This window comes from Streptomyces sp. RKAG290 (assembly GCF_023701695.1).
Classification (GTDB): Bacteria; Actinomycetota; Actinomycetes; order Streptomycetales; family Streptomycetaceae; genus Streptomyces.
In genome coordinates, this window is record NZ_JAJOZC010000001.1 from 923,983 (window position 1) to 944,015 (window position 20,033).

Annotated in this window: 19 protein-coding genes and 1 pseudogene; 16 read left to right on the forward strand and 4 right to left on the reverse strand. The window is 71.6% G+C overall.

Annotation, left to right across the window (positions count from 1 at the left end; genetic code table 11):
- Positions 1 to 225: 225 nt before the first annotated feature.
- Both LNW71_RS03935 and LNW71_RS03940 read right to left on the reverse strand, forming a co-directional pair.
- Complete coding sequence (locus tag LNW71_RS03935) at positions 226 to 1,452, reverse strand: acetyl-CoA C-acetyltransferase (protein WP_250966940.1); 1,227 nt, start codon at positions 1,450 to 1,452, stop codon at positions 226 to 228.
- Positions 1,453 to 1,582: 130 nt separating this feature from the next.
- Entirely contained in the window at positions 1,583 to 2,479 is an 897-nt protein-coding gene (locus LNW71_RS03940) for a LysR family transcriptional regulator (protein WP_250966941.1), read from the reverse strand.
- 181 nt (positions 2,480 to 2,660) lie between these two features.
- On the opposite strand from LNW71_RS03940, the gene LNW71_RS03945 reads away from it, so the two are divergent.
- The 4 genes from LNW71_RS03945 to LNW71_RS03960 all read left to right on the forward strand — a co-directional run bounded on the left by LNW71_RS03945 (position 2,661) and on the right by LNW71_RS03960 (position 6,536).
- Positions 2,661 to 3,578: a CoA-transferase gene (locus LNW71_RS03945; RefSeq protein WP_250971892.1), complete on the forward strand. Its 918-nt coding sequence runs from the start codon at positions 2,661 to 2,663 to the stop codon at positions 3,576 to 3,578.
- A gap of 97 nt (positions 3,579 to 3,675) precedes the next feature.
- Positions 3,676 to 4,452 (forward strand): CoA-transferase, encoded by a 777-nt coding sequence (locus tag LNW71_RS03950; RefSeq protein ID WP_250966942.1) that lies wholly within the window; start codon positions 3,676 to 3,678, stop codon positions 4,450 to 4,452.
- A 45-nt stretch (positions 4,453 to 4,497) separates the two neighbouring features.
- Positions 4,498 to 6,057 (forward strand): 3-hydroxyacyl-CoA dehydrogenase, encoded by a 1,560-nt coding sequence (locus tag LNW71_RS03955; RefSeq protein ID WP_250966943.1) that lies wholly within the window; start codon positions 4,498 to 4,500, stop codon positions 6,055 to 6,057.
- Between the two features lie 86 nt (positions 6,058 to 6,143).
- On the forward strand, positions 6,144 to 6,536 hold the full coding sequence (locus LNW71_RS03960; RefSeq protein ID WP_250966944.1) for a VOC family protein: 393 nt from the start codon (positions 6,144 to 6,146) through the stop codon (positions 6,534 to 6,536).
- Between the two features lie 61 nt (positions 6,537 to 6,597).
- Here the strand turns inward: LNW71_RS03960 and LNW71_RS03965 are convergent, their stop codons facing one another.
- On the reverse strand, positions 6,598 to 7,293 hold the full coding sequence (locus LNW71_RS03965) for a DUF6597 domain-containing transcriptional factor (RefSeq protein WP_250966945.1): 696 nt from the start codon (positions 7,291 to 7,293) through the stop codon (positions 6,598 to 6,600).
- A 57-nt stretch (positions 7,294 to 7,350) separates the two neighbouring features.
- Between LNW71_RS03965 and LNW71_RS03970 the strand changes: the two genes are divergently transcribed.
- Positions 7,351 to 7,767 carry a CU044_2847 family protein gene (locus LNW71_RS03970; RefSeq protein WP_250966946.1) on the forward strand — a complete coding sequence of 139 codons (417 nt, stop codon included), beginning with the start codon at positions 7,351 to 7,353 and terminating at the stop codon, positions 7,765 to 7,767.
- 17 nt (positions 7,768 to 7,784) lie between these two features.
- On the opposite strand, the gene LNW71_RS03975 is transcribed toward LNW71_RS03970, so the two are convergent.
- Positions 7,785 to 8,954, reverse strand: coding sequence for a YihY/virulence factor BrkB family protein (locus tag LNW71_RS03975; RefSeq protein WP_250966947.1), 1,170 nt, complete (start codon positions 8,952 to 8,954; stop codon positions 7,785 to 7,787).
- Between the two features lie 17 nt (positions 8,955 to 8,971).
- Here LNW71_RS03975 and LNW71_RS03980 point away from each other — a divergent pair.
- The 11 genes and pseudogenes from LNW71_RS03980 to LNW71_RS04025 all read left to right on the forward strand — a co-directional run bounded on the left by LNW71_RS03980 (position 8,972) and on the right by LNW71_RS04025 (position 20,013).
- A pseudogene (locus LNW71_RS03980) lies at positions 8,972 to 10,608 on the forward strand (acyl-CoA dehydrogenase family protein).
- A gap of 280 nt (positions 10,609 to 10,888) precedes the next feature.
- Positions 10,889 to 12,175: a helix-turn-helix domain-containing protein gene (locus tag LNW71_RS03985; protein WP_250966948.1), complete on the forward strand. Its 1,287-nt coding sequence runs from the start codon at positions 10,889 to 10,891 to the stop codon at positions 12,173 to 12,175.
- 80 nt (positions 12,176 to 12,255) lie between these two features.
- Positions 12,256 to 12,861, forward strand: coding sequence for a GNAT family N-acetyltransferase (locus tag LNW71_RS03990; protein ID WP_250966949.1), 606 nt, complete (start codon positions 12,256 to 12,258; stop codon positions 12,859 to 12,861).
- Positions 12,862 to 13,024: 163 nt separating this feature from the next.
- Positions 13,025 to 13,108 carry a putative leader peptide gene (locus LNW71_RS36820; RefSeq protein ID WP_309500612.1) on the forward strand — a complete coding sequence of 28 codons (84 nt, stop codon included), beginning with the start codon at positions 13,025 to 13,027 and terminating at the stop codon, positions 13,106 to 13,108.
- Positions 13,109 to 13,221: 113 nt separating this feature from the next.
- Entirely contained in the window at positions 13,222 to 14,919 is a 1,698-nt protein-coding gene (locus LNW71_RS03995) for a nitrite/sulfite reductase (protein WP_250966950.1), read from the forward strand.
- Complete coding sequence (locus LNW71_RS04000) at positions 14,916 to 15,095, forward strand: hypothetical protein (protein ID WP_250966951.1); 180 nt, start codon at positions 14,916 to 14,918, stop codon at positions 15,093 to 15,095. Before LNW71_RS03995 ends, LNW71_RS04000 begins: the two co-directional genes overlap by 4 nt.
- Positions 15,092 to 15,808 carry a phosphoadenylyl-sulfate reductase gene (locus LNW71_RS04005; RefSeq protein ID WP_250966952.1) on the forward strand — a complete coding sequence of 239 codons (717 nt, stop codon included), beginning with the start codon at positions 15,092 to 15,094 and terminating at the stop codon, positions 15,806 to 15,808. The genes LNW71_RS04000 and LNW71_RS04005 overlap by 4 nt, the downstream gene beginning before the upstream one ends.
- Positions 15,808 to 16,377 carry an adenylyl-sulfate kinase gene (cysC, locus tag LNW71_RS04010; RefSeq protein WP_285802038.1) on the forward strand — a complete coding sequence of 190 codons (570 nt, stop codon included), beginning with the start codon at positions 15,808 to 15,810 and terminating at the stop codon, positions 16,375 to 16,377. The genes LNW71_RS04005 and cysC overlap by 1 nt, the downstream gene beginning before the upstream one ends.
- Entirely contained in the window at positions 16,374 to 17,309 is a 936-nt protein-coding gene (gene cysD, locus LNW71_RS04015; RefSeq protein WP_250966954.1) for a sulfate adenylyltransferase subunit CysD, read from the forward strand. The genes cysC and cysD overlap by 4 nt, the downstream gene beginning before the upstream one ends.
- Position 17,310: 1 nt before the next feature.
- Positions 17,311 to 18,654 carry a sulfate adenylyltransferase subunit 1 gene (locus LNW71_RS04020; protein WP_250966955.1) on the forward strand — a complete coding sequence of 448 codons (1,344 nt, stop codon included), beginning with the start codon at positions 17,311 to 17,313 and terminating at the stop codon, positions 18,652 to 18,654.
- A 243-nt stretch (positions 18,655 to 18,897) separates the two neighbouring features.
- On the forward strand, positions 18,898 to 20,013 hold the full coding sequence (locus LNW71_RS04025; RefSeq protein ID WP_250966956.1) for an aliphatic sulfonate ABC transporter substrate-binding protein: 1,116 nt from the start codon (positions 18,898 to 18,900) through the stop codon (positions 20,011 to 20,013).
- The last annotated feature ends 20 nt before the right edge of the window (positions 20,014 to 20,033 follow it).

A 20,033-nucleotide genomic window follows, 5' to 3' on the forward strand; every position in this document is an offset into this window, starting at 1 on the left:
CCTCGCCCGTGACGCCCCGGGCCGCGGGTGAAGAAGGGGGACGGCGGCGGCGGGGAGCCGATGGCGTTACGGTGCCAGCCGAGACCTTGAACGGTCCAATACCGAATTACTGGTGCAGTGAGATGCAGGGCGTCTCAATGATTCGCCGGGCAGCCCGGAGAACGCCCGCGGCGGCGCAGTCGGGTGGGCTGCGCCGCGGGGCGTTCGACTGTGTGGCGGCCGGGCTCAGACCGCGAGGCGCTCGAAGACCGCTGCGAGGCCCTGACCGCCGCCGATGCACATGGTCTCCAGGCCGTACCGCCCCTCGCGGCGGTGCAGTTCCCTGGTCAGCGTCGCGAGGATGCGGGCGCCGGTGGCGCCGACCGGATGGCCGAGGGAGACGCCGGAGCCGTTCACGTTGATCCGCTCCTCGTGGTCCCGCTCGCCGAGCCCCAGCTCCTGGGTGCAGGCGAGTACCTGGGCGGCGAAGGCCTCGTTGAGCTCGATCAGGTCGAGGTCGGCGAGCGTGAGCCCCGCGCGGGCCAGCGCCGTGCGGGTGGCGGGGACGGGGCCGATGCCCATGGTGGCGGCGGACACCCCGGCGCGGGCGAAGGAGACCAGCCGGACCAGCGGGGTGAGGCCGAGGCGTTCGGCGGTGTCCGCGCTGGTCACCAGGCAGGCGGCGGCGGCGTCGTTCTGGCCGCTGGCGTTGCCTGCGGTGACGGTGGCCTCCGGGTCGGACTTGCCCATGACGGGCCGGAGCGCGGCGAGTTGCTCGGCGGTGGTGTCGGGGCGGGGGTGCTCGTCGGCGGTGACCACCGTCTCGCCCTTGCGGGTGCGTACCGTGACGGGAACGGTCTCCGCCTCGTACCGCCCCTCGGCCGCGGCACGGGCTGCCCGCTGCTGCGAGCGCAGGGCCAGGGCGTCCTGGGCGGCGCGGCTGATGCCGTACTCGCGGCGCAGGTTCTCGGCGGTCTCGATCATGCCGCCGGGCACCGGGTGGTTGACGCCGCCCGCGGTGACCCGGCCCCGGGCGAGCGAGTCGTGCAGTTGCAGGCCGGGACCCTTGATGCCCCAGCGGCCGTCGTGCGTGTAGTAGGGGGCCGCGCTCATCACGTCGACGCCGCCGGCGATCACCACGTCGCTGAAGCCGGCCCTGATCTGCATGGCGGCATCGAGGACGGCCTGCAGTCCGGAGCCGCAGCGGCGGTCGATCTGGGCGCCGGTGACGGACACGGGGAGCCCGGCGTCCAGTGCGGCGACGCGGCCGATGGCGGGGGCGTCACAGGACGGGTAGGCGTGCCCCAGGATCACCTCGTCGACCCGGTCGGGGTCGACCCCGGTGCGGGCGACGACCTCGGCGATGACGCGCGCGGCGAGTGCGGCCGGGGTCTGCCCGGCGAAAGCACCGCCGAAGCGGCCGATGGGGGTGCGCAGCGGTTCGCAGATCACGACGTCGTTTCGGTCGGGCACGGCGGGGCCTTCCGGGGCGGGGACAGATGTCGGCAAGGGTGTGGGCCGACCCTCGCACCGTTGACTGAGTCGGTCCAATATCCAGTTCTCCCTGATTCGAGACGCTGGGCGTCTCAATGGGGGCGAGGGGTTACGAGGCAGGCGTCGGCAGGGCGTCCTGTGCCACGGCGAGCACCGCGCCCAGGGCGGCGGACGGATTGTCGGCCCGCCAGGCCAGGGCCGCCTGGCGCCGGATGGGCGGACCGGCGAGCGGGCGGTAGACGAGGCCGTTCTGCTGGATGTGCTGGACGGAGGTGACGGTGAGGGTCACCCCGACGCCCGCGGCGACCAGCGCCAGGATCGTGTACGAGTCCGGGGCCTCCTGCACCACGCGCGGGTTGAACCCGGCGGCCTCGCAGGCCCCGACCATCGCGTCCCGCACGGTGGAGCCGGTGTTGGCGGGGAACGAGACGAACGGTTCCTCGGCCAGGACCTCGATCGGGACGCTGTCGCGGGCGGCGAGCGGATGGTCGAAGGGCAGCGCGCACACCAGCTCCTCCTCGTCGATCACCCGGTACGTCACGCCAGGCTGGGTCACCGGCAGCCGCACGAACCCCAGGTCGAGCGAGCCGTCCGCGACGCGGGCGAGGGCGACGTTGGCGTAGGTCTGGCCGGTCATGACCAGTTCGATGCCGGGGTGGGCGGCGCGCACCGCGCGGGTCAGCAGGGGAAGCGTCTCGTGGCTGGAGGCGCCGGCGAAGCCGATGCTGACCCGCCCGTACTCGCCGCGGCCCGCCGCCTTCGCCGCCCGTACCGCGAGGTCGAGGTCGTCGAGGACGGTCCGCACCGGCTGGAGGAACGACTCCCCGGCGCTGGTGAGCCGCACCGACCGGGTGTTGCGCTCGAAGAGCTGGACGCCCAGCTCCTTCTCCAGCTGCCGGATCTGCTGGCTCAGCGGCGGCTGGGCCATCTGCAGCCGCTTGGCGGCCCGGCCGAAGTGCAGTTCCTCGGCCACGGCGACAAACGCGGACAGATGGCGCAGTTCCATGCCCACCCCTTCCTTCGACAGCAATTGATTAATCCGACGTCTCTATCCGACCTTAATTTGGTATTGGACAGCAATCAATGACCGCTGACACGGTAGGCCGACGCGCACGCACACGCAGAGGAGCACCGTGGCCACGACGGACCGGACAGACGGCACGCAGGCCGGCCGGAAGGACAAGACGATGTCGATGAAGGCGGCGGTCGCCGCCTTCGTCCACGACGGGGACACCGTCTGCCTCGAAGGCTTCACCCATCTCATCCCGACCGCCGCGGGTCACGAGATCATCCGCCAGGGCCGCCGGGACCTCACGGTCGTCCGGATGACCGCGGACATCGTGGTGGACCAGATGATCGCCGCGGGCTGCGTGACGCGCCTGGTCTCCTCGTTCGTCGGCAACTCCTCGGCCGGCTCGCTCGGCGAGCTCCGGCGCCGGGTGGAGAGCGCCGACCCCGAGCCCCTCGCCTTCGAGGAGTACAGCCACTACGGGATGATCTGCCGCTATCTCGCCGGCTCCCAGCGGCTGCCGTTCTATCCGCTGCGCTCCTACGGCGGCAGCGACCTGCCGTCCGTCAACAGCGATCTGCGCAAGGTCACTTCGCCCTACCCGGGCCCGGACGGCGAACCCGAGCAGATCTACGTCGTGCCGCCCGTCAACCCGGACGTGACGATCATCCACGCGCAGCGCGCCGACCGCAGTGGCAACACCCAGATGTGGGGGCTCACCGGCATCCAGGCCGAGGCGGTGTACGCGGCGAGGAAGGCGGTCGTCGTCGTGGAGGAGATCGTCGACGACGAGGTGATCCGCTCGGACCCGAACCGCACCCTGGTCCCCGCCCACGCGGTCGACGCGGTCGTCTGCTGCCCGCGCGGCGCGCATCCGTCCTTCGCGCAGGGGTACTACGACCGGGACAATGCCTTCTACCGGGCCTGGTCGCACATCAGCAAGGACCCGCGGCGGCTGCAGGACTGGCTGGACGAATGGGTGCACGGGACGGCGGACCACGCGGAGTACGTCGACAAGCTCGGCGAGGAGTTCTGGGCGGGGCTGGCGGTGGGCGAGGCGCTCAGCGAACCGGTGAACTACGGGCGCAGGCTGTGAGCGGTTCCGCAGGACTCACCGGCACAGGACCAGGACACACCGGCACAGCGACCGCCCGCACGGGACCGGGCGCCACGGACACGAGAAGGAACGGGTCATGACCACCACCGCACCGGTCGGGATCACCTCGTCCGAACTGCTCTCTGTCGTCGCCTCCCGCGAACTGGCGGCACGCCGCACGGTGTTCGCCGGGATCGGCCTGCCGACGCTCGCCACCGAACTGGCGCATCTGACCGTCGCACCGGACATCGAGGTGGTGTACGAGTCCGGGGTCTGCGGCGCCCACCCCTCGCAACTGCCGGAGACCATCGCCGACGCGGTCCTGATCACGGGGGCGGAGGCGGTGATCTCGATGCCCATGCTGTTCGGCTGTGTGCTGCAGGGCGGCCACATCGACGTGGGCTTCCTGGGCGCCGCGCAGATCGACCGCTGGGGCAGCCTCAACACCTCGGTGATCGGCGACTGGGACAGCCCGTCGGTCCGGCTGCCGGGCTCGGGGGGCGCCGTCGAGGTGATGGCCAACTCCCGGGAGGTGTTCGTCGTGATGCGCCGTCACAATCCGCGCTCCTTCACCGCGGAACTCGACTTCTGCACCACCCCGGGCCCCGACCGCGCGCTGGCCGAGGGCATCCGGCCGCTGGGCGCCGGAGTCACCCGGGTCATCACCGAACTGGGCATCCTGGCCCGCGAGGGCGTCGGCGAGGAGCTTCGGCTGGTCGCCGTCCACCCGGGCGTCACCGTCGAGCAGGTCCGGGCGGCGACCGGCTGGGACCTCCGGGTCGCCGACACGGTCGAGGAGGTCGCGCCCCCGACGGAGGAGGAACTGCGGCTGCTGCGCGAGGATGTCGACCCGGACCGCGTGTATCTCCGCTGAGCCGCAGACCCGCACGTCCGCCACCCCGAGAGGACCCCAACAGCCATGCGTATCAGGATCGTCGGCGCCGGAGCCATGGGCCGCGGCATCGCCCAGTGGGCGGCCGTCGCCGGACACACCGTCGAGCTGTGCGACGTACGGACGGAGGCGGTGACGGAGGCGACCGGTTTCGTGCGGTCCATGCTCGACCGGGCCGTGCAGAAGGGCCGGATGTCCGCGACGGACGCGGCCGCGGCCCTTGACCGGCTGGTCCCGCTGGACGACCCGTGGGCCGAGGGCCCGGACGTCGGGCTGGTGATCGAGGCCGTGCGGGAGGACCTGGCCACCAAGGCGGAGGTCTTCGGCCGGCTGGAGCAGGTGCTGCCCGCCTCGGCGGTGTTCGCGACCAACACCTCCTCGCTGTCGGTGACCCGGATCGCCGCCGCGCTGAAGGACCCGGCCCGGCTGGCCGGGCTGCACTTCTTCAACCCCGTCCCGCTGATGCGGATCGTCGAGGTCGTGCCGGGCGCGGCCACCCGCCCGGACATCCCGCCGCTGCTGACGGACCTCGTGGAGAGCTGCGGACACCGCGCCGTCACGGTCGCCGACACCCCCGGCTTCCTCATCAACCACGCCGGACGCGGACTGGTGACGGAGGCGCTCGCGCTGCTGGAGGAGACGGTCAGCGACCCGGCGGGCATCGACCGGATCGCGCGGGACGTGCTGGGCCTGCGGATGGGCCCCTTCGAGCTGATGGACCTCACCGGACTCGACGTGACCGCCGCGGTGATCGACTCGATCTGGGACGGCTTCCGTCACGAGGACCGGCTGCGCCCCTCCTACCTCACCCCGAACCGGGTGGCGGCCGGGCTGCACGGCCGCAAGACCGGACGCGGCTGGTTCGCGTACGGTCCCGAGGCGCCCGCCCCACAGGCGGAGGCGCCGATCGTGGGTGACGCGAACCGTCCGGTGCACGTGTTCGCCTGCGGCCCGGCCCCGGACGGGGACGCGGCCGCCCTGCGCGAGGCGCTGGCCGCCGCCGGAGCCACGGTCGAGTCCGGTCCGGAGCCGTCCGGCGAGGCCCTGGTGCTGGTCCCGGTCTGGGGCACCACGGTCGCCTCGGCGGTGGCCGCGCACCGGCTGCCCGCCGGGCGCACCTTCGGTGTGGACCCGCTGCCGGCGGCCGGACGCCGCCGGGTGCTGGCCGTGACCCCGGCCGCCGAGCCGGCGGCCGCGCGAGACGCCCGCGCGGTGCTGGCACGCGCGGCGGACGGCGGTGCGCCGTTCGCGGTGTCGGTGGTGAGGGACACGGCGGGCTCGGTCGCCCAGCGGCTGCTCGCCTCGGTCGTGTCGGTCTCGGCCTCGATCGCGGAACGCGCGCTGGCCACCCCCGCCGACATCGATCTGGCCGTCACGACCGGTCTCGGCTACCCGGTCGGCCCACTGGCCTGGGGCGACCGGATCGGCGCGGCCCGGATGCTGGAGCTGCACCGGGCGCTGCACGCGACGACCGGCGACCCGCGTCACCGCCCGACCCGCTGGGTCACCGAACGCGCCTCGCTCGGCCTGGCGCTGACGGACCCGGGCACTTCCCCGGCCGACTGCGTGACGGGTACGACGGCCTGAGGACGCGCGGCGGAGCCGACGGGCGGGGCGGGGACACGACCGATTCGTACAAGACCTCTCGGGGGCGCCCGCCCTACCGTCGGATCATGACTCCACGACTCGACGCGATCGGCATCACCACCGCGGATCTGGCCGCATCGCTCGCCTTCTACCGCCGGCTCGGCCTCGACATCCCCGCCGACGCGGAATCCGCACCCCATGTCGAAGTGACGCTCCCGGGCGGGCAGCGCCTGCTCTGGGACACCGAGGACGTCGTCCGCTCCTTCGACCCCGAGTGGTCGGGGCCGAAGGGCGGTGAGCGCCTCGGGCTCGCCTTCCTCTGCGACAGCCCGGCGGAGGTCGACGCGGTCCACGACGAGCTGACCGGCGCCGGATACCGGAGCCATCTGAAACCGTGGGACGCCGTGTGGGGGCAGCGCTACGCAGTGGTGCTCGACCCGGACGGCTGCGCGGTGTCGCTGTTCGCCGCCGCGGGCTGAGGGGGCTGCGCCCGGATCGGGCCCTGGCCCGACGAGCCCGGCATGATCCGGACGAGAATCCCTAAGGCGCGAAGTACTCGGTCAGGGTGGTGCCGGCCAGTTCACGCATCTCCCGCGCGAGATGCGCCTGGTCGGCACAGCCCGCCGCGAGCGCGGCCTCGGCGTACGGCGTTCCGGCACGTACGAGGGCCAGCGCCCGCTGCAGACGCAGGACCCTGGCGAGCGTCTTGGGCCCGTATCCGAAGGCCGCCAGCGACCGGCGGTGCAGCTGGCGTGCGCCGAGACCCACCGCGTGCGCCGTGTCCGCGACGGACCGGCCGCGGTCCAGCTGTCCGGCGACGAACCGCATCGCCGGGTCCGGCGGCGCGACAGCGGCCGCCCGGGCCAGGGCGATCTCCTCCAGGGCGCCAGCCGGGTCCTCGGCCTCGGCGACCCGCTCGGTGAGCTCCCGGACCTGATCGTCCGGCCACAGCCCGGCCAGCGCGACCCTGCGGTCGCGCATCTCGTGCGCCGGTACGCCGAGGAGGGCGGGCGCCGTGCCGGGGGCGAAGCGGATTCCCGCGCAGCTGCCGCCGTCGCTCGCGGAGGCGGGTTCCGTGCGGGTGTCCGGGCCCGCGACGAGCAGCCGGCCGCCGATCCAGAGCAGGTCCATGCAGCCGTCGGGCAGCACCGGATGGACCGCGCCCCGGGGCACGGTCAGGGTCCAGACCTTCGCGCCGTCCACCCGCGAGGCGCGCTCTTCGTACCTGTCGCCCATGCCACTAGTCTCGTCGACTGACGGAGTACGGGCCGAATCGGCATCCCGGGGGCGGTCATGGCGGCACTGATGGAGTTCACCACCGACAGCGGTGCGACGGTGGTGGTCGAGGTCGACCGGCACGCCCCGGGTGCGCAGCTGGTCGCGCGCGACGGCAATTCCCTGGCCCGGTCGGGGCGCACGTTCGACAGCGCGCTCCAGGGCATCCGGGCCGCGGCGGAATCGGCGCTCGCGGTGTTCCGGGACGGCACGCTGAAGCCGGACGGCGTGGAGATCGAGTTCGGTGTGAAGATCACCACCGAGGCCGGGGCCGTGATCGCGAAAAGCTCGGTGGAGGGCCATCTGACGGTCAAGCTGTCGTGGTCACCCGGTTCGACACCACAGCCGGTTCCGGCAACGTCGGCGCCCCAGGCCGTGCAGACCTCACCGGCCCCGCCGGCCCCGCCGGCACCGCCTGCCCCCGCCGTCGGCTGACCGCCGCGCGGCCGCGCTCACTCGTCGGGCTGGTGCGGTTTTTCCGGCTCCTTCTCGCGGCTCGGCTGCAGCCTGGACTTCACGTCGTCGGGCGGCAGGAACCGCGACCACCGCTCCGGGAACTCGGACGGCATGTAGGGGCTGTCCCCCTCGTCCCCGTAGTCCCCCTCGTCGTCCGCGCCGTCGTCCCAGCCCTCCGCCTGCGTCCGGGCCACGAACTCCGCCGCCTGGACGGCGCGCACCCGCTCGTTGGCCGCACGCGCCGCTGCCGTCGCCACCGAGGGCCACACCCGGTCGATGGCCGCGTTGACCGCGGCTCCCACCAGCACCGCGAACGCGGAGATGCCGATCCACAGCAGAACGGCGATCGGGGCGGCGAGCGAACCGTAGATGGTGGGTCCCTCGACCGTACTGGTGAGGTAGATCCGCAGCACGAAACTGCCGAGCACCCAGATCGCGAGCGCCATCAGGGCGCCCGGGGTGTCCTCGATCCAGGGCGAGCGGACGGGGACGGACACGTGGTAGAGCGTCGTCAGGAAGGAGATGGACAGCAGTATCACGAGCGGCCAGTACAGGACGCTTATGAGCTCGGTGCCCCAGGGGATGAACTCGACGACCCGGTCGGGGCCGACCACCAGCAGCGGCAGCACGACCGCGCCCAGCAGCAGCGCCACCACGTACAGCAGGAAGGCCAGCATCCGGGTCTTGACGATGCCGCGCTGGCCGTCGAGGCCGTACATCACGGTGATGGTGTCGATGAAGACGTTCACCGCGCGGGAACCCGACCAGAGCGCGATCGCGAAACCGATCGAGATGACATCCGGCCTGGCGCCGGTGGTGACGTCCGCCAGGAGGGGCTTGGCGAAGTCGTTGACGCCCCGCTGGGAGAGCACCGTCTGCGCGGCGCTGAGGATGTTGTTCTCGATGGAGGCGACCGTGGTGGTGCTGGTCCACTCGTCGACGTAACCGAGCAGGCCGATCAGGCCGAGCAGCAGCGGCGGCAGGGACAGCAGGGTGAAGAACGCCGCCTCGGCGGCGAGTCCCAGAATGCGGTACTCCATGCACGAGTTGACCGTGTCCTTGAGCAACTGCCAGACCAGCTGCCGCTTGGAGACGTTGCGGTAGAGGACGCGCGCCCGGTGGAGCCGGCCCGGTGGCCGCTCGGGTGTTTCATTTGCTGCCTGCACGTCCTTACCGTATCGGCATGGCAGCCACCACCCACACAGTGTCCAACCAGGCCCTCCCCTCCTCGGCTACGACGTCTTCAGCGCGGACCGGGCGCTCACCGAAGCCGTGGAGCGGCACCTCCCGTCGGAACTGCTCGACGAGGCGCGGGACGGGCTCGTCGAGCTCGGCAGGTCCGCCGGCTCCGCCCAGGCGCAGAAGTGGGGTGCGCAGGCGAACGAGAATCCGCCCAAGCTGCGCACCCACGACCGTTACGGACACCGCGTCGACGAGGTGGAGTTCCATCCGGCCTGGCACCGGCTGCTCGGCCACGCCGTGTCCGCGGGCCTGACCGACGCCTGGGACCGGCCGGGCGGTCATGTGCGGCGGGCGGCCGGCTTCCTGGTCTGGACGCAGGCCGAGGCGGGCCACGGCTGCCCGCTCTCGATGACTCACGCGGCAGTGCCCGCGCTGCGCACCGATCCGGCGGCGGCCGCCGGGTGGGAGCCGCTGCTGGCCTCGCACGTGTACGACGAGGGGCTGCGGCCGGCCACGGAGAAGGCCGGGGTGCTGCTCGGGATGGGCATGACGGAGAAGCAGGGCGGCACGGACGTGCGGTCCAACACGACGCGCGCCGAACCGCTGGCGGGCGAGGGCGAGTATCTGCTCACCGGGCACAAGTGGTTCTGCTCGGCGCCGATGTCCGACGGATTCCTGGTGCTGGCGCAGGCACCCGGCGGACTGACGTGCTTCCTGCTCCCCCGGGTGCTGCCGGACGGCACCCGCAACGCCTTCGCGATCCAGCGCCTCAAGGACAAGCTGGGCAACCGGTCCAACGCCTCGGCCGAGGTCGAGTTCGACGGTACGTGGGCACGCCGGGTCGGCGAGGAGGGGCGCGGGGTGCGCACGATCATCGAGATGGTGGCGGCGACCCGGCTGGACTGCGTGATCGGCTCGGCGGCGCTGATGCGGCAGGCGGTGGCGCAGGCGGTCCACCACGCCACCTACCGCAGCGCGTTCGGCGGGGTGCTGGTCGACAAGCCGCTGATGCGCAACGTGCTGGCCGACCTGGCGCTGGAGTCGGAGGCGGCCACGGTGCTGGCGATGCGGCTGGCGGCCGCGTACGACGCCGGGACCGCGAGTGAGGCGGCGTTCCTGCGGATCGCGGTGCCGGCGGCGAAGTACTGGGTGACCAAGCGGTGCACGCCGTTGGTGGGCGAGGCGCTCGAGTGCCTGGGCGGCAACGGCTACGTGGAGGAGTCGGGGATGCCCAGGCTGTTGCGCGAGGCGCCGCTCAACTCGATCTGGGAGGGATCGGGGAACGTCCAGGCGCTGGACGTGCTGCGGGCGCTGCAGCGGGAGCCGCTGGCGCTCAACGCGTTCCTCTCGGAGGTCGGGAAGGCGCGCGGCGCCGATCACCGGCTGGACCGGGCGATCAAGGACCTGCTGACCGAGCTGGCCGATCTGCAGGGGATCGAGGCGCGGGCCCGCCGGGTCGTGGAGCGGATGGCGCTGGTGCTGCAGGGCTCGCTGCTGGTGCGCTGGGCCACGCCGGAGGTCGCCGACGCCTTCTGCGCCTCACGTCTGGGCGGGGACTGGGGCTCGGCCTTCGGGACGCTGCCGCACAGCCTCGATCTGGCAGCGGTGGTGGAACGGGCGCGTCCGGTGGAGTGCTGACGCCGCCGGGGCCCGCCCACCGCGCGGGGCGCCGGGTAGCAACAGGGGGTGGTGCTGCGCCGACACGGCACCACCCCCCATGCTGTACACACCGGGTCCGCGGGCCGGGGCCCGCCGTCCGGTGTGCGCCACTCTCGTACGGGTCGGGGGGCCGTCGCCAGAGTTGCAGAGGGTTGCAACCATTGTGTGGAGTTGCGATATCAGGGTCCTTGCAACGGCAGGATGGGGGCCCCGTGGCCTTTTGACCGGGGTCCGGCACAGGCAAGAGGGGGAAACCGGCATGGAGACGAGTCCTGTCGACGTGATGCGGCTCGCCGGCCAGGAGGCCCGCCTGGCCGCCCGCCTGGTCCACCGGGCCCGTGAGGCGAGGATGGCGGGCGAGCGGATGCCCGCCGCGCCGCGGGCCGAGATCGGGGCCTCCTGGGACCGGGTGCTGCGCAGCGGGATCGATCCGGAGCAGACCACGCACAGCGTCCTGCTGGAGCTGGACGAGATCGAGCACCGGCGCCGGAGTTCCACGCTGGGTGAGGTGATGCCGCTGCTCGGCGACGGTCTGGCGGACATCGCCGACGCCTCGCAGCAGATCATGGTCGTCACCGACGTGGAGGGCCGGGTGCTGTGGCGCCAGGGCAACGCGGGAGTGCTGCGCCGGGCCGACGACATCTGCCTGGAGGAAGGCGCCGCCTGGTCGGAGGAGATCACGGGCACCAACGCGATCGGGACGGCACTCGCCTCGCGCGCCCCGGTGCAGGTCCATTCCGCGGAGCATTTCGTCCGCACGCTGCACGGCTGGACGTGCGCGGCGGCTCCGGTGCGCGACCCGCGGGACAACCGGCTGATGGGGATCGTCGACATCAGCGGTCCGGCGTCCACCTTCCATCCCATGACGCTGGCCCTGGTCGGTTCGGTGGCCCGGCTGGCCGAGAGCGAGATGAGGACCCGGCACCTGGAGGCGATCGACCGGCTGCGCTCGGTGGCGGCGCCGATGCTGTGCCGGCTGGGCGGGCGGGCGCTCGCCGTGGACAGCCACGGCTGGCTGGCGGCGGTCACCGGGATGCCGCCGGTGGACCGGCTGCCGCTGCCGAAGTCCCTGCAGCCGGGCCGGGTGTGGCTGCCCTCCCTCGGGATGTGCCGGGTGGAGCCGCTGCCGGGCGGCTGGCTGGTGCAGGTGGCGGACGGCGCGATGGACAGCCCGCCGCGCCGGGTCGTGCTCGACCTGAGCCGGCCGCGCAGCCTCGCGGTGAACGTGGTGAGCCCGGTGGGCACCTGGACGCAGCGGCTCTCGCCGCGCCACGCCGAGCTGCTGTACGCGCTCGCGCTGCACCGTGAGGGGCGTTCCGCGTCCGAGCTGGCGCAGGACATCTTCGGCGATCCGACCAGGACCGTGACGGTGCGGGCCGAGATCTCACGGCTGCGCCGCCATCTCGCGGAGGTGCTGGCGCACCGCCCGTACCGCTTCGGCGAGGGGGTCGAGGTGGAGGTGATCCATCCGGAGCACCCGGGCGATCTGCTGCCGCGCTCGAAGGCTCCGGTGGTGGTGGCGGCGCGCAGCACCACCGCCACCTGAGGGGGTTCTCGCAGGTCCGGGGCGTCCGCCCACCGGGACCGGCTTGGGCCGGGGCCGCGGGGCATGGTTCTCTGGCAGTCATGAGCAACCCCGCGCGAGCCGCCGACCCGACCTCCGAGGTGACCGTCTGGTCGCTGGAACAGACCTCACCCGATGATCTGCGGCCCTCGGCCGCACCGGAGGGTGACGTCCGGATCGTCCGGTCCGAGGTGCCGCTGCCCGAGTTCAGCCGCTTCCTCTACACAGCGGTCGGCGGTGACATCCGGTGGACGGACCGGCTCACGATGACGTACGCGCAGTGGCAGGAGGCGCTGGACCGTCCGGGTGCGGAGACCTGGGTGGCCTACGCCAACGGGACACCGGCCGGGTACATCGAGCTGGACCCGCAGGACGACGGCGCGGTCGAGATCATGTACTTCGGCCTCATACCGGCGTTCCGGGGGCGCCGGATCGGCGGCCATCTGCTCTCGTACGGGGCGGCCCGGGCCTGGGACCTGGCGCAGCGGTGGCCGGAGCGGCCCGCGACGAAGCGGGTGTGGCTGCACACGTGCTCCAAGGACGGCCCGCACGCCATGGACAACTACCTGCGCCGCGGCTTCCGGCTCTTCGACACCCGGACCGAGCTGGAGCCCGAGGTCGCCTCGCCGGGCCCCTGGCCCGATTCCGGCCGGACGCTGCTTCCGTAACGAGGCCACTGGTAAGAAATGCACGTGGTTGTCCGGTTTTCCGGACGGCCAGGCGCCCGCCACATCAGTGACGGGCGCCACAGCGTTTCACCTGTCGAGACAGTCTCGTCCACATCGTGGATCGTGGTGGACTGGCCCGAGATTCGCGTGACACGCTTCCGTCATGTCTGGAACTGGAATTGCCTTGGTGAGTCGACGCCACGTCGACCTCGGCCGCATGTCCAGCGCCATCTGTCCGGCAGGCTGAGAGTCACCAGCACCGCCGCGCCCCCTTTCTCTGCAAACCCTGCGCACCGCCGCGCCTCGACGCCAGTGTGCAGTTCAGAGCCGCCCTCCTGCAGTCCCGAAGGACGTACTGTCATGGCCGCTACCCCGGAACAGCCTGCGCCCGCCGCGCCCCGCCGCAAGGCAGGACGCCACCGCGGCGAGGGTCAGTGGGCCCTGGGGCACTACACCCCTCTCAACGGCAATGAGCAGTTCAAGAAGGACGACGACAGTCTCAACGTGCGGACACGCATTGAGACGATCTACTCCAAGCGCGGGTTCGACTCGATCGACCCCAACGACCTTCGCGGACGCATGCGCTGGTGGGGCCTGTACACCCAGCGCAAGCCCGGGATCGACGGCGGCAAGACCGCCGTGCTGGAGCCGGAGGAGCTGGACGACCGGTACTTCATGCTCCGGGTCCGCATCGACGGCGGCCGGCTGACGACGGCGCAGCTGCGGGCGATCGGTGAGGTCTCGCACGAGTACGCGCGGGGCACCGCCGACGTCACCGACCGGCAGAACATCCAGCTGCACTGGATCCGCATCGAGGACGTCCCGGCCATCTGGCAGAAGCTGGAGGCCGTCGGCCTGTCCACCACGGAGGCCTGCGGCGACTGCCCCCGAGTGATCATCGGTTCCCCGGTGGCGGGTATCGCCGCCGACGAGATCATCGACGGGACCCCGGCGGTCGACGAGATCCACGACCGGTACATCGGCAGCAAGGAGTTCTCCAACCTGCCGCGCAAGTTCAAGACCGCGATCTCCGGCTCGCCCGTGCAGGACGTGGTCCACGAGATCAACGACATCGCCTTCGTCGGCGTCGTCCACCCCGAGCACGGCCCCGGCTTCGACCTCTGGGTCGGCGGCGGGCTCTCCACCAACCCCCGGCTGGCCGAACGGCTCGGCGCCTGGGTGCCGTTGGACGAGGTCGCCGACGTCTGGGCCGGAGTCGTCGGGATCTTCCGGGACTACGGCTACCGGCGGCTGCGCACCCGCGCCCGGCTGAAGTTCCTGATGGCCGACTGGGGCCCCGCCAAGTTCCGCCAGGTGCTGGAGGACGAATACCTCAAGCGCCCGCTGCTGGACGGTCCCGCCCCCGCGGAGCCCAGCAGCCGGTGGCGCGACCACATCGGTGTCCACCAGCAGCAGGACGGCCGGTTCTACGTGGGCTTCGCGCCCCGGGTCGGCCGGGTCGACGGCGCCACCCTGGCGAAGATCGCCGATCTCGCCGAGGCACACGGCTCGGGCCGGGTGCGTACCACCGTCGAACAGAAGATGATCATCCTCGACGTGGAGCAGGACCAGGTCGAGTCGCTCTCCGCCGGCCTGGAGGAACTCGGCTTCCAGGTGAAGCCGTCCTCGTTCCGCCGCGGCACGATGGCCTGCACCGGCATCGAGTACTGCAAGCTGGCGATCGTCGAGACGAAGGCGCGCGGCGCCGCGCTCATCGACGAACTGGAGCGCCGCCTGCCGGAGTTCGACGAGCCGCTCACCATCAACATCAACGGCTGCCCCAACGCCTGCGCCCGCATCCAGACCGCGGACATCGGCCTCAAGGGCCAGCTCATGCTGGACGCCGAGGGCAACCAGGTGGAGGGCTACCAGGTGCACCTCGGCGGCGCGCTCGGCCTGGAGGCCGGCTTCGGCCGCAAGGTCCGTGGCCTGAAGGTCACTTCGGCCGAGCTGCCCGACTACGTCGAGCGGGTGCTGGGGAACTTCCAGAAGGAGCGCGAGGACGACGAGCGCTTCGCCACCTGGGCCGCACGGGCCAGTGCGGAGTCGCTGTCATGAGCGAGCGCGCGGCACCGTTCTACTGCCCCTACTGCGGTGACGAGGACCTGCGCCCCCACGAGACCGGGCACGGCGCCTGGGAATGCGCCTCCTGCAACCGGGCGTTCCAGCTGAAGTTCCTGGGTCTGCTGACCCGGGGGCTGCAGCGCAACGACGTGGAAGGGGACGGGATATGACGCACACCCTGCAGACCGAAGAGCTCACCGCGGAAGATCTCAAGGACCTGGCCGAGCGTGCGGGCCGGGAGCTGGAGGACGCCTCCGCCCTGGAGATCCTGCAGTGGGCCACCCGGACCTTCGGCGGGCGCTTCTGTGTCACCTCCTCGATGGAGGACGCGGTCGTCGCCCACCTGGCCTCCCGGGCCCTGCCCGGTGTGGACGCGGTCTTCCTCGACACCGGATACCACTTCCCCGAGACGATCGGCACCCGGGACGCGGTGGAGGCGGTGATGGACGTCAACGTCATCACCCTGACGCCGCGGCAGAGCGTGGCCGAGCAGGACGCCGAGTACGGGCCGAAGCTGCACGACCGCGACCCCGACCTCTGCTGCAAGCTGCGCAAGGTCAATCCGCTGGAGCAGGGCCTGACTTCGTACACGGCCTGGGCGACCGGCCTGCGTCGCGACGAGTCCCCCACCCGGGCGAGCACCCCGGTGGTCGGCTGGGACGAGAAGCGGCAGAAGGTCAAGGTCTCGCCGATCGCCCGCTGGACCCAGGAGGACGTCGACGCGTACGTCGCGGAGCACGGCGTGCTCACCAACCCGCTGCTGATGGACGGTTACGCCTCCGTGGGCTGTGCGCCCTGCACCCGCCGGGTGCTGGAGGGCGAGGACGCCCGGGCCGGCCGCTGGGCCGGGAGCGGCAAGACAGAGTGCGGGCTGCACGGCTGATGACGACTGATCAGGAGACTTCGATGAGCGTGACGGAGACGGGAGCCACGATCTGGCTGACCGGTCTGCCGAGCGCGGGCAAGACCACCATCGCGTACGAACTCGCCGGGCGGCTGCGCGGCGAGGGCCACCGGGTGGAGGTGCTCGACGGCGACGAGATCCGGGAGTTCCTCTCGGCGGGCCTCGGCTTCTCCCGCGAGGACCGGCACACCAACGTCCAGCGGATCGGCTTCGTCGCCGAACTCCTGGCGGCCAACGGCGTGAAGGTGCTCGTCCCGGTCATCGCGCCGTACGCGGACAGCCGGGACGCGGTCCGCAAGCGCCACCAGGCCGAGGGCACCGCGTACCTGGAGGTGCACGTCGCCACTCCGGTCGACGTGTGCTCGGTGCGCGACGTGAAGGGGCTCTACGCCAAGCAGGCGGCGGGCGAGATCAGCGGGCTGACCGGGGTGGACGACCCCTACGAGGCCCCCGAGTCGCCTGATCTGCGGATCGAGTCGCACCGGCAGACCGTGCAGGAGTCCGCGGCGGAGCTGTACGCGCTGCTGAGCGAGAGGGGTGCAGCGTGACCACTGTCGCGACTGTGTCGGAAGGCACCGCCAATCCGTACGCACTCAGCCACCTGGACTCCCTGGAGTCCGAGGCGGTGCACATCTTCCGCGAGGTGGCGGGGGAGTTCGAGCGGCCGGTGATCCTGTTCTCCGGCGGCAAGGACTCGATCCTGATGCTGCACCTGGCGCTCAAGGCGTTCGCGCCCGCGCCGGTGCCGTTCACCCTGCTGCACGTGGACACCGGGCACAACTTCCCCGAGGTCCTGGAGTACCGCGACCGCACGGTCGCCGAGCACGGGCTGCGCCTGCACGTCGCCTCCGTCCAGGAGTACATCGACGCCGGGAAGCTCCGCGAGCGCCCGGACGGCACCCGCAACCCGCTGCAGACCGTGCCGCTGACCGAGGCGATCCAGCAGCACCGCTTCGACGCGGTGTTCGGCGGCGGCCGCCGCGACGAGGAGAAGGCGCGCGCCAAGGAGCGGGTCTTCTCGCTGCGTGACGAGTTCTCCCAGTGGGACCCGCGCCGCCAGCGCCCCGAGCTCTGGCAGCTGTACAACGGCCGGCACGCCGCCGGTGAGCACGTCCGGGTGTTCCCGATCTCCAACTGGACCGAGCTCGATGTCTGGCAGTACATCGAGCGGGAAGGGATCGAGCTCCCGGAGATCTACTTCGCCCACGAGCGCGAGGTCTTCAACCGGGCCGGCATGTGGCTGACCGCGGGCGACTGGGGCGGCCCCAAGGAGCACGAGAAGACCGAGATCCGCCAGGTCCGCTACCGCACGGTCGGCGACATGTCCTGCACCGGCGCCGTCGACTCCGACGCCACCACCCTGGACGCCGTGATCACCGAGATCGCCGCCTCCCGGCTCACCGAGCGGGGTGCGACCCGCGCCGACGACAAGATGTCCGAGGCCGCGATGGAAGACCGCAAGCGCGAGGGGTACTTCTAAGATGACGACACCGACCCAGTTCGCCGAGCAGTTGTCGACCACCACCCTGCTGCGGTTCGCCACCGCGGGGTCCGTCGACGACGGCAAGTCCACCCTCGTGGGACGGCTTCTGCACGACTCCAAGTCGGTCCTCACCGACCAGCTGGAGGCCGTCGAGCACGCGTCCCGCAACCGCGGCCAGGAGGCGCCGGACCTGGCGCTGCTGACCGACGGGCTGCGGGCCGAGCGCGAGCAGGGCATCACCATCGATGTCGCCTACCGCTACTTCGCCACCACCCGGCGCCGGTTCATCCTCGCCGACACCCCGGGCCATGTGCAGTACACCCGCAACATGGTGACGGGCGCCTCCACGGCCGAGCTGGCCGTGGTCCTGGTCGACGCCCGCAACGGTGTCGTCGAGCAGACCCGCCGGCACGCCGCCGTCGCCGCCCTGCTCCGCGTCCCGCACGTGGTGCTGGCCGTCAACAAGATGGACCTGGTCGAGTACGCGGAGCCGGTGTTCGCCGCGATAGCCGAGGAGTTCACCGCCTACGCGGCCTCCCTCGGTGTCCCGGAGATCACCGCGATCCCGATCTCCGCCCTGGCCGGCGACAACGTCGTGGAACCGTCCGCCAACATGGACTGGTACGGCGGCCCGACGGTCCTGGAGCACCTGGAGACGGTCCCGGTCAGCCATGACCTCACCGCCTGCCACGCCCGCTTCCCCGTGCAGTACGTGATCCGCCCGCAGACGGCCGAGCACCCCGACTACCGCGGCTACGCCGGCCAGATCGCCGCCGGTGTGTTCCGGGTCGGCGAGCCCGTCACCGTACTGCCCTCGGGGCGTACGTCGACGATCGCCGGGATCGACCTGCTGGGCGACAGCGTGGACATCGCCTGGGCCCCCCAGTCGGTGACCGTCCGGCTGGCCGACGACATCGACGTCTCGCGCGGCGACCTCATCGCACCCGTGGACGACGCGCCGGCCGTCACCCAGGACGTCGAGGCGACCGTCTGCCACGTCGCGGACCAGCCGCTCACCGTGGGCCAGCGGGTACTGATCAAGCACACCACCCGTACGGTCAAGGCGATCGTCAAGGACATCCCGTCGCGGCTGACCCTGGACGACCTCTCCCAGCACCCGGCACCCGGGCAGCTCGTCGCCAACGACATCGGCCGGGTCGTGGTGCGTACCGCCGAGCCGCTCGCGCTCGACGCGTACTCCGACTCGCGCCGCACCGGTTCCTTCCTCCTGATCGACCCGGCGGACGGCACCACCCTCTCGGCCGGCATGGCGGGCGCCTCGTTCGCCGCCGTGACGCAGGCCGAGGCTCCGGCGGACGACGACGCGGAGTGGGACTTCTGATGAGTATCGACATCTTCTCGACCTTCGCGAAGGAGGGCGGCCGCGTCGGCAGCGGCGCCCTCGGCAGCGGCCAGGGCGGGGTTGCGCGATGTGCGCGATGACGTACGCGCACTGCCTGCGCGCCCGGCAGCACCAACAGCACCGCCTGCACCGCCAGTTCAGACGAAGACCTGCCGACCTCCCGGCCACCTCCCCGGACCACCGAGGGACGTGAGCACCGGGCCTCCGAGAGGAAATCCTCCCGTGCCTGCCCCCAGCACCACGCTTCGCCGCAGCCTCGCCGCTGCCGCCGCTCTGCCGCTGCTCGCCGTGGCGCTCACCGCCTGCGGCTACGGTTCCGACTCGAAGGACGACGACGCCAAGAAGGCGAACGTCTCCTCCGACGGCAAGAAGCTCTCCACGGACACCGTGAAGATCGGCTACTTCCCGAACCTCACGCACGCCACCGCCCTGGTCGGCATCCAGGAAGGCATCATCGCCAAGGAGCTCGGCTCCACCGAGGTCAAGCCCTCGACGTTCAACGCGGGTCCGTCCGAGATCGAGGCGCTCAACGCCGGTTCGATCGACATCGGCTTCATCGGCCCCTCGCCCTCCATCAACGGCTTCACGAAGTCCAAGGGCAAGAGCCTTCGCATCATCGGCGGTTCGGCTTCCGGCGGTGTGAAGCTGGTCGTGAACCCCAAGAAGGTCAAGACCCTGGACGACCTCAAGGGCAAGAAGATCGCGACCCCGCAGCTCGGCAACACCCAGGACGTGGCGTTCCTCAACTGGATCTCCGAAAAGGGCTGGAAGGTCGACGCGCAGAGCGGCAAGGGCGACGTCTCCGTCGTCCGCACGGACAACAAGGTGACCCCGGACGCCTACAAGTCCGGTTCCATCGACGGCGCCTGGGTCCCGGAGCCGACCGCGTCCAAGCTGGTCGCGCAGGGCGCGAAGGTGCTCCTCGACGAGTCGAAGCTCTGGCCGGACAACAAGTTCGTGATCACGAACATCATCGTGTCGCAGAAGTTCCTCACCGAGCACCCCGACGTCGTCGAGGCGGTGCTGCGCGGGTCGGTCAACACCAACACGTGGATCAACGCCAACCCGGACAAGGCGAAGGCGTCCGCCAACACCGCGCTCAAGACGCTGTCCGGCAAGGAACTGCCGGCGGACGTCCTCGACCCGGCGTGGAAGTCGATCCAGTTCACCGATGACCCGCTGGCCGCCACGCTCGACACGGAGGCCAAGCACGCCGTGAAGGCCGGCCTGCTGGACGAGACGGATCTGACGGGCATCTACGACCTGAAGCCGCTGAACAAGATCCTCAAGGCCGCGGGCAAGCCCGAGGTCGCCGACGCCGGTCTCGGCGTCAAGTAACCACCCGACCGTTCCAGGAT

Excerpts from the sequence above, each read along its gene's own strand:
- LNW71_RS03940 (WP_250966941.1), bottom strand. The coding sequence starts at position 2,479 with ATGGAACTGCGCCATCTGTCCGCGTTTGTCGCCGTGGCCGAGGAACTG.
- LNW71_RS03945 (WP_250971892.1), top strand. The coding sequence starts at position 2,661 with ATGTCGATGAAGGCGGCGGTCGCCGCCTTCGTCCACGACGGGGACACC.
- LNW71_RS03950 (WP_250966942.1), top strand. The coding sequence starts at position 3,676 with ATGACCACCACCGCACCGGTCGGGATCACCTCGTCCGAACTGCTCTCT.
- LNW71_RS03955 (WP_250966943.1), top strand. The coding sequence starts at position 4,498 with ATGCGTATCAGGATCGTCGGCGCCGGAGCCATGGGCCGCGGCATCGCC.
- LNW71_RS03960 (WP_250966944.1), top strand. The coding sequence starts at position 6,144 with ATGACTCCACGACTCGACGCGATCGGCATCACCACCGCGGATCTGGCC.
- LNW71_RS03965 (WP_250966945.1), bottom strand. The coding sequence starts at position 7,293 with ATGGGCGACAGGTACGAAGAGCGCGCCTCGCGGGTGGACGGCGCGAAG.
- LNW71_RS03970 (WP_250966946.1), top strand. The coding sequence starts at position 7,351 with ATGGCGGCACTGATGGAGTTCACCACCGACAGCGGTGCGACGGTGGTG.
- LNW71_RS03985 (WP_250966948.1), top strand. The coding sequence starts at position 10,889 with ATGGAGACGAGTCCTGTCGACGTGATGCGGCTCGCCGGCCAGGAGGCC.
- LNW71_RS03990 (WP_250966949.1), top strand. The coding sequence starts at position 12,256 with ATGAGCAACCCCGCGCGAGCCGCCGACCCGACCTCCGAGGTGACCGTC.
- LNW71_RS36820 (WP_309500612.1), top strand. The coding sequence starts at position 13,025 with ATGTCTGGAACTGGAATTGCCTTGGTGAGTCGACGCCACGTCGACCTC.
- LNW71_RS03995 (WP_250966950.1), top strand. The coding sequence starts at position 13,222 with ATGGCCGCTACCCCGGAACAGCCTGCGCCCGCCGCGCCCCGCCGCAAG.
- LNW71_RS04000 (WP_250966951.1), top strand. The coding sequence starts at position 14,916 with ATGAGCGAGCGCGCGGCACCGTTCTACTGCCCCTACTGCGGTGACGAG.
- LNW71_RS04005 (WP_250966952.1), top strand. The coding sequence starts at position 15,092 with ATGACGCACACCCTGCAGACCGAAGAGCTCACCGCGGAAGATCTCAAG.
- cysC (WP_285802038.1), top strand. The coding sequence starts at position 15,808 with ATGACGACTGATCAGGAGACTTCGATGAGCGTGACGGAGACGGGAGCC.
- LNW71_RS04020 (WP_250966955.1), top strand. The coding sequence starts at position 17,311 with ATGACGACACCGACCCAGTTCGCCGAGCAGTTGTCGACCACCACCCTG.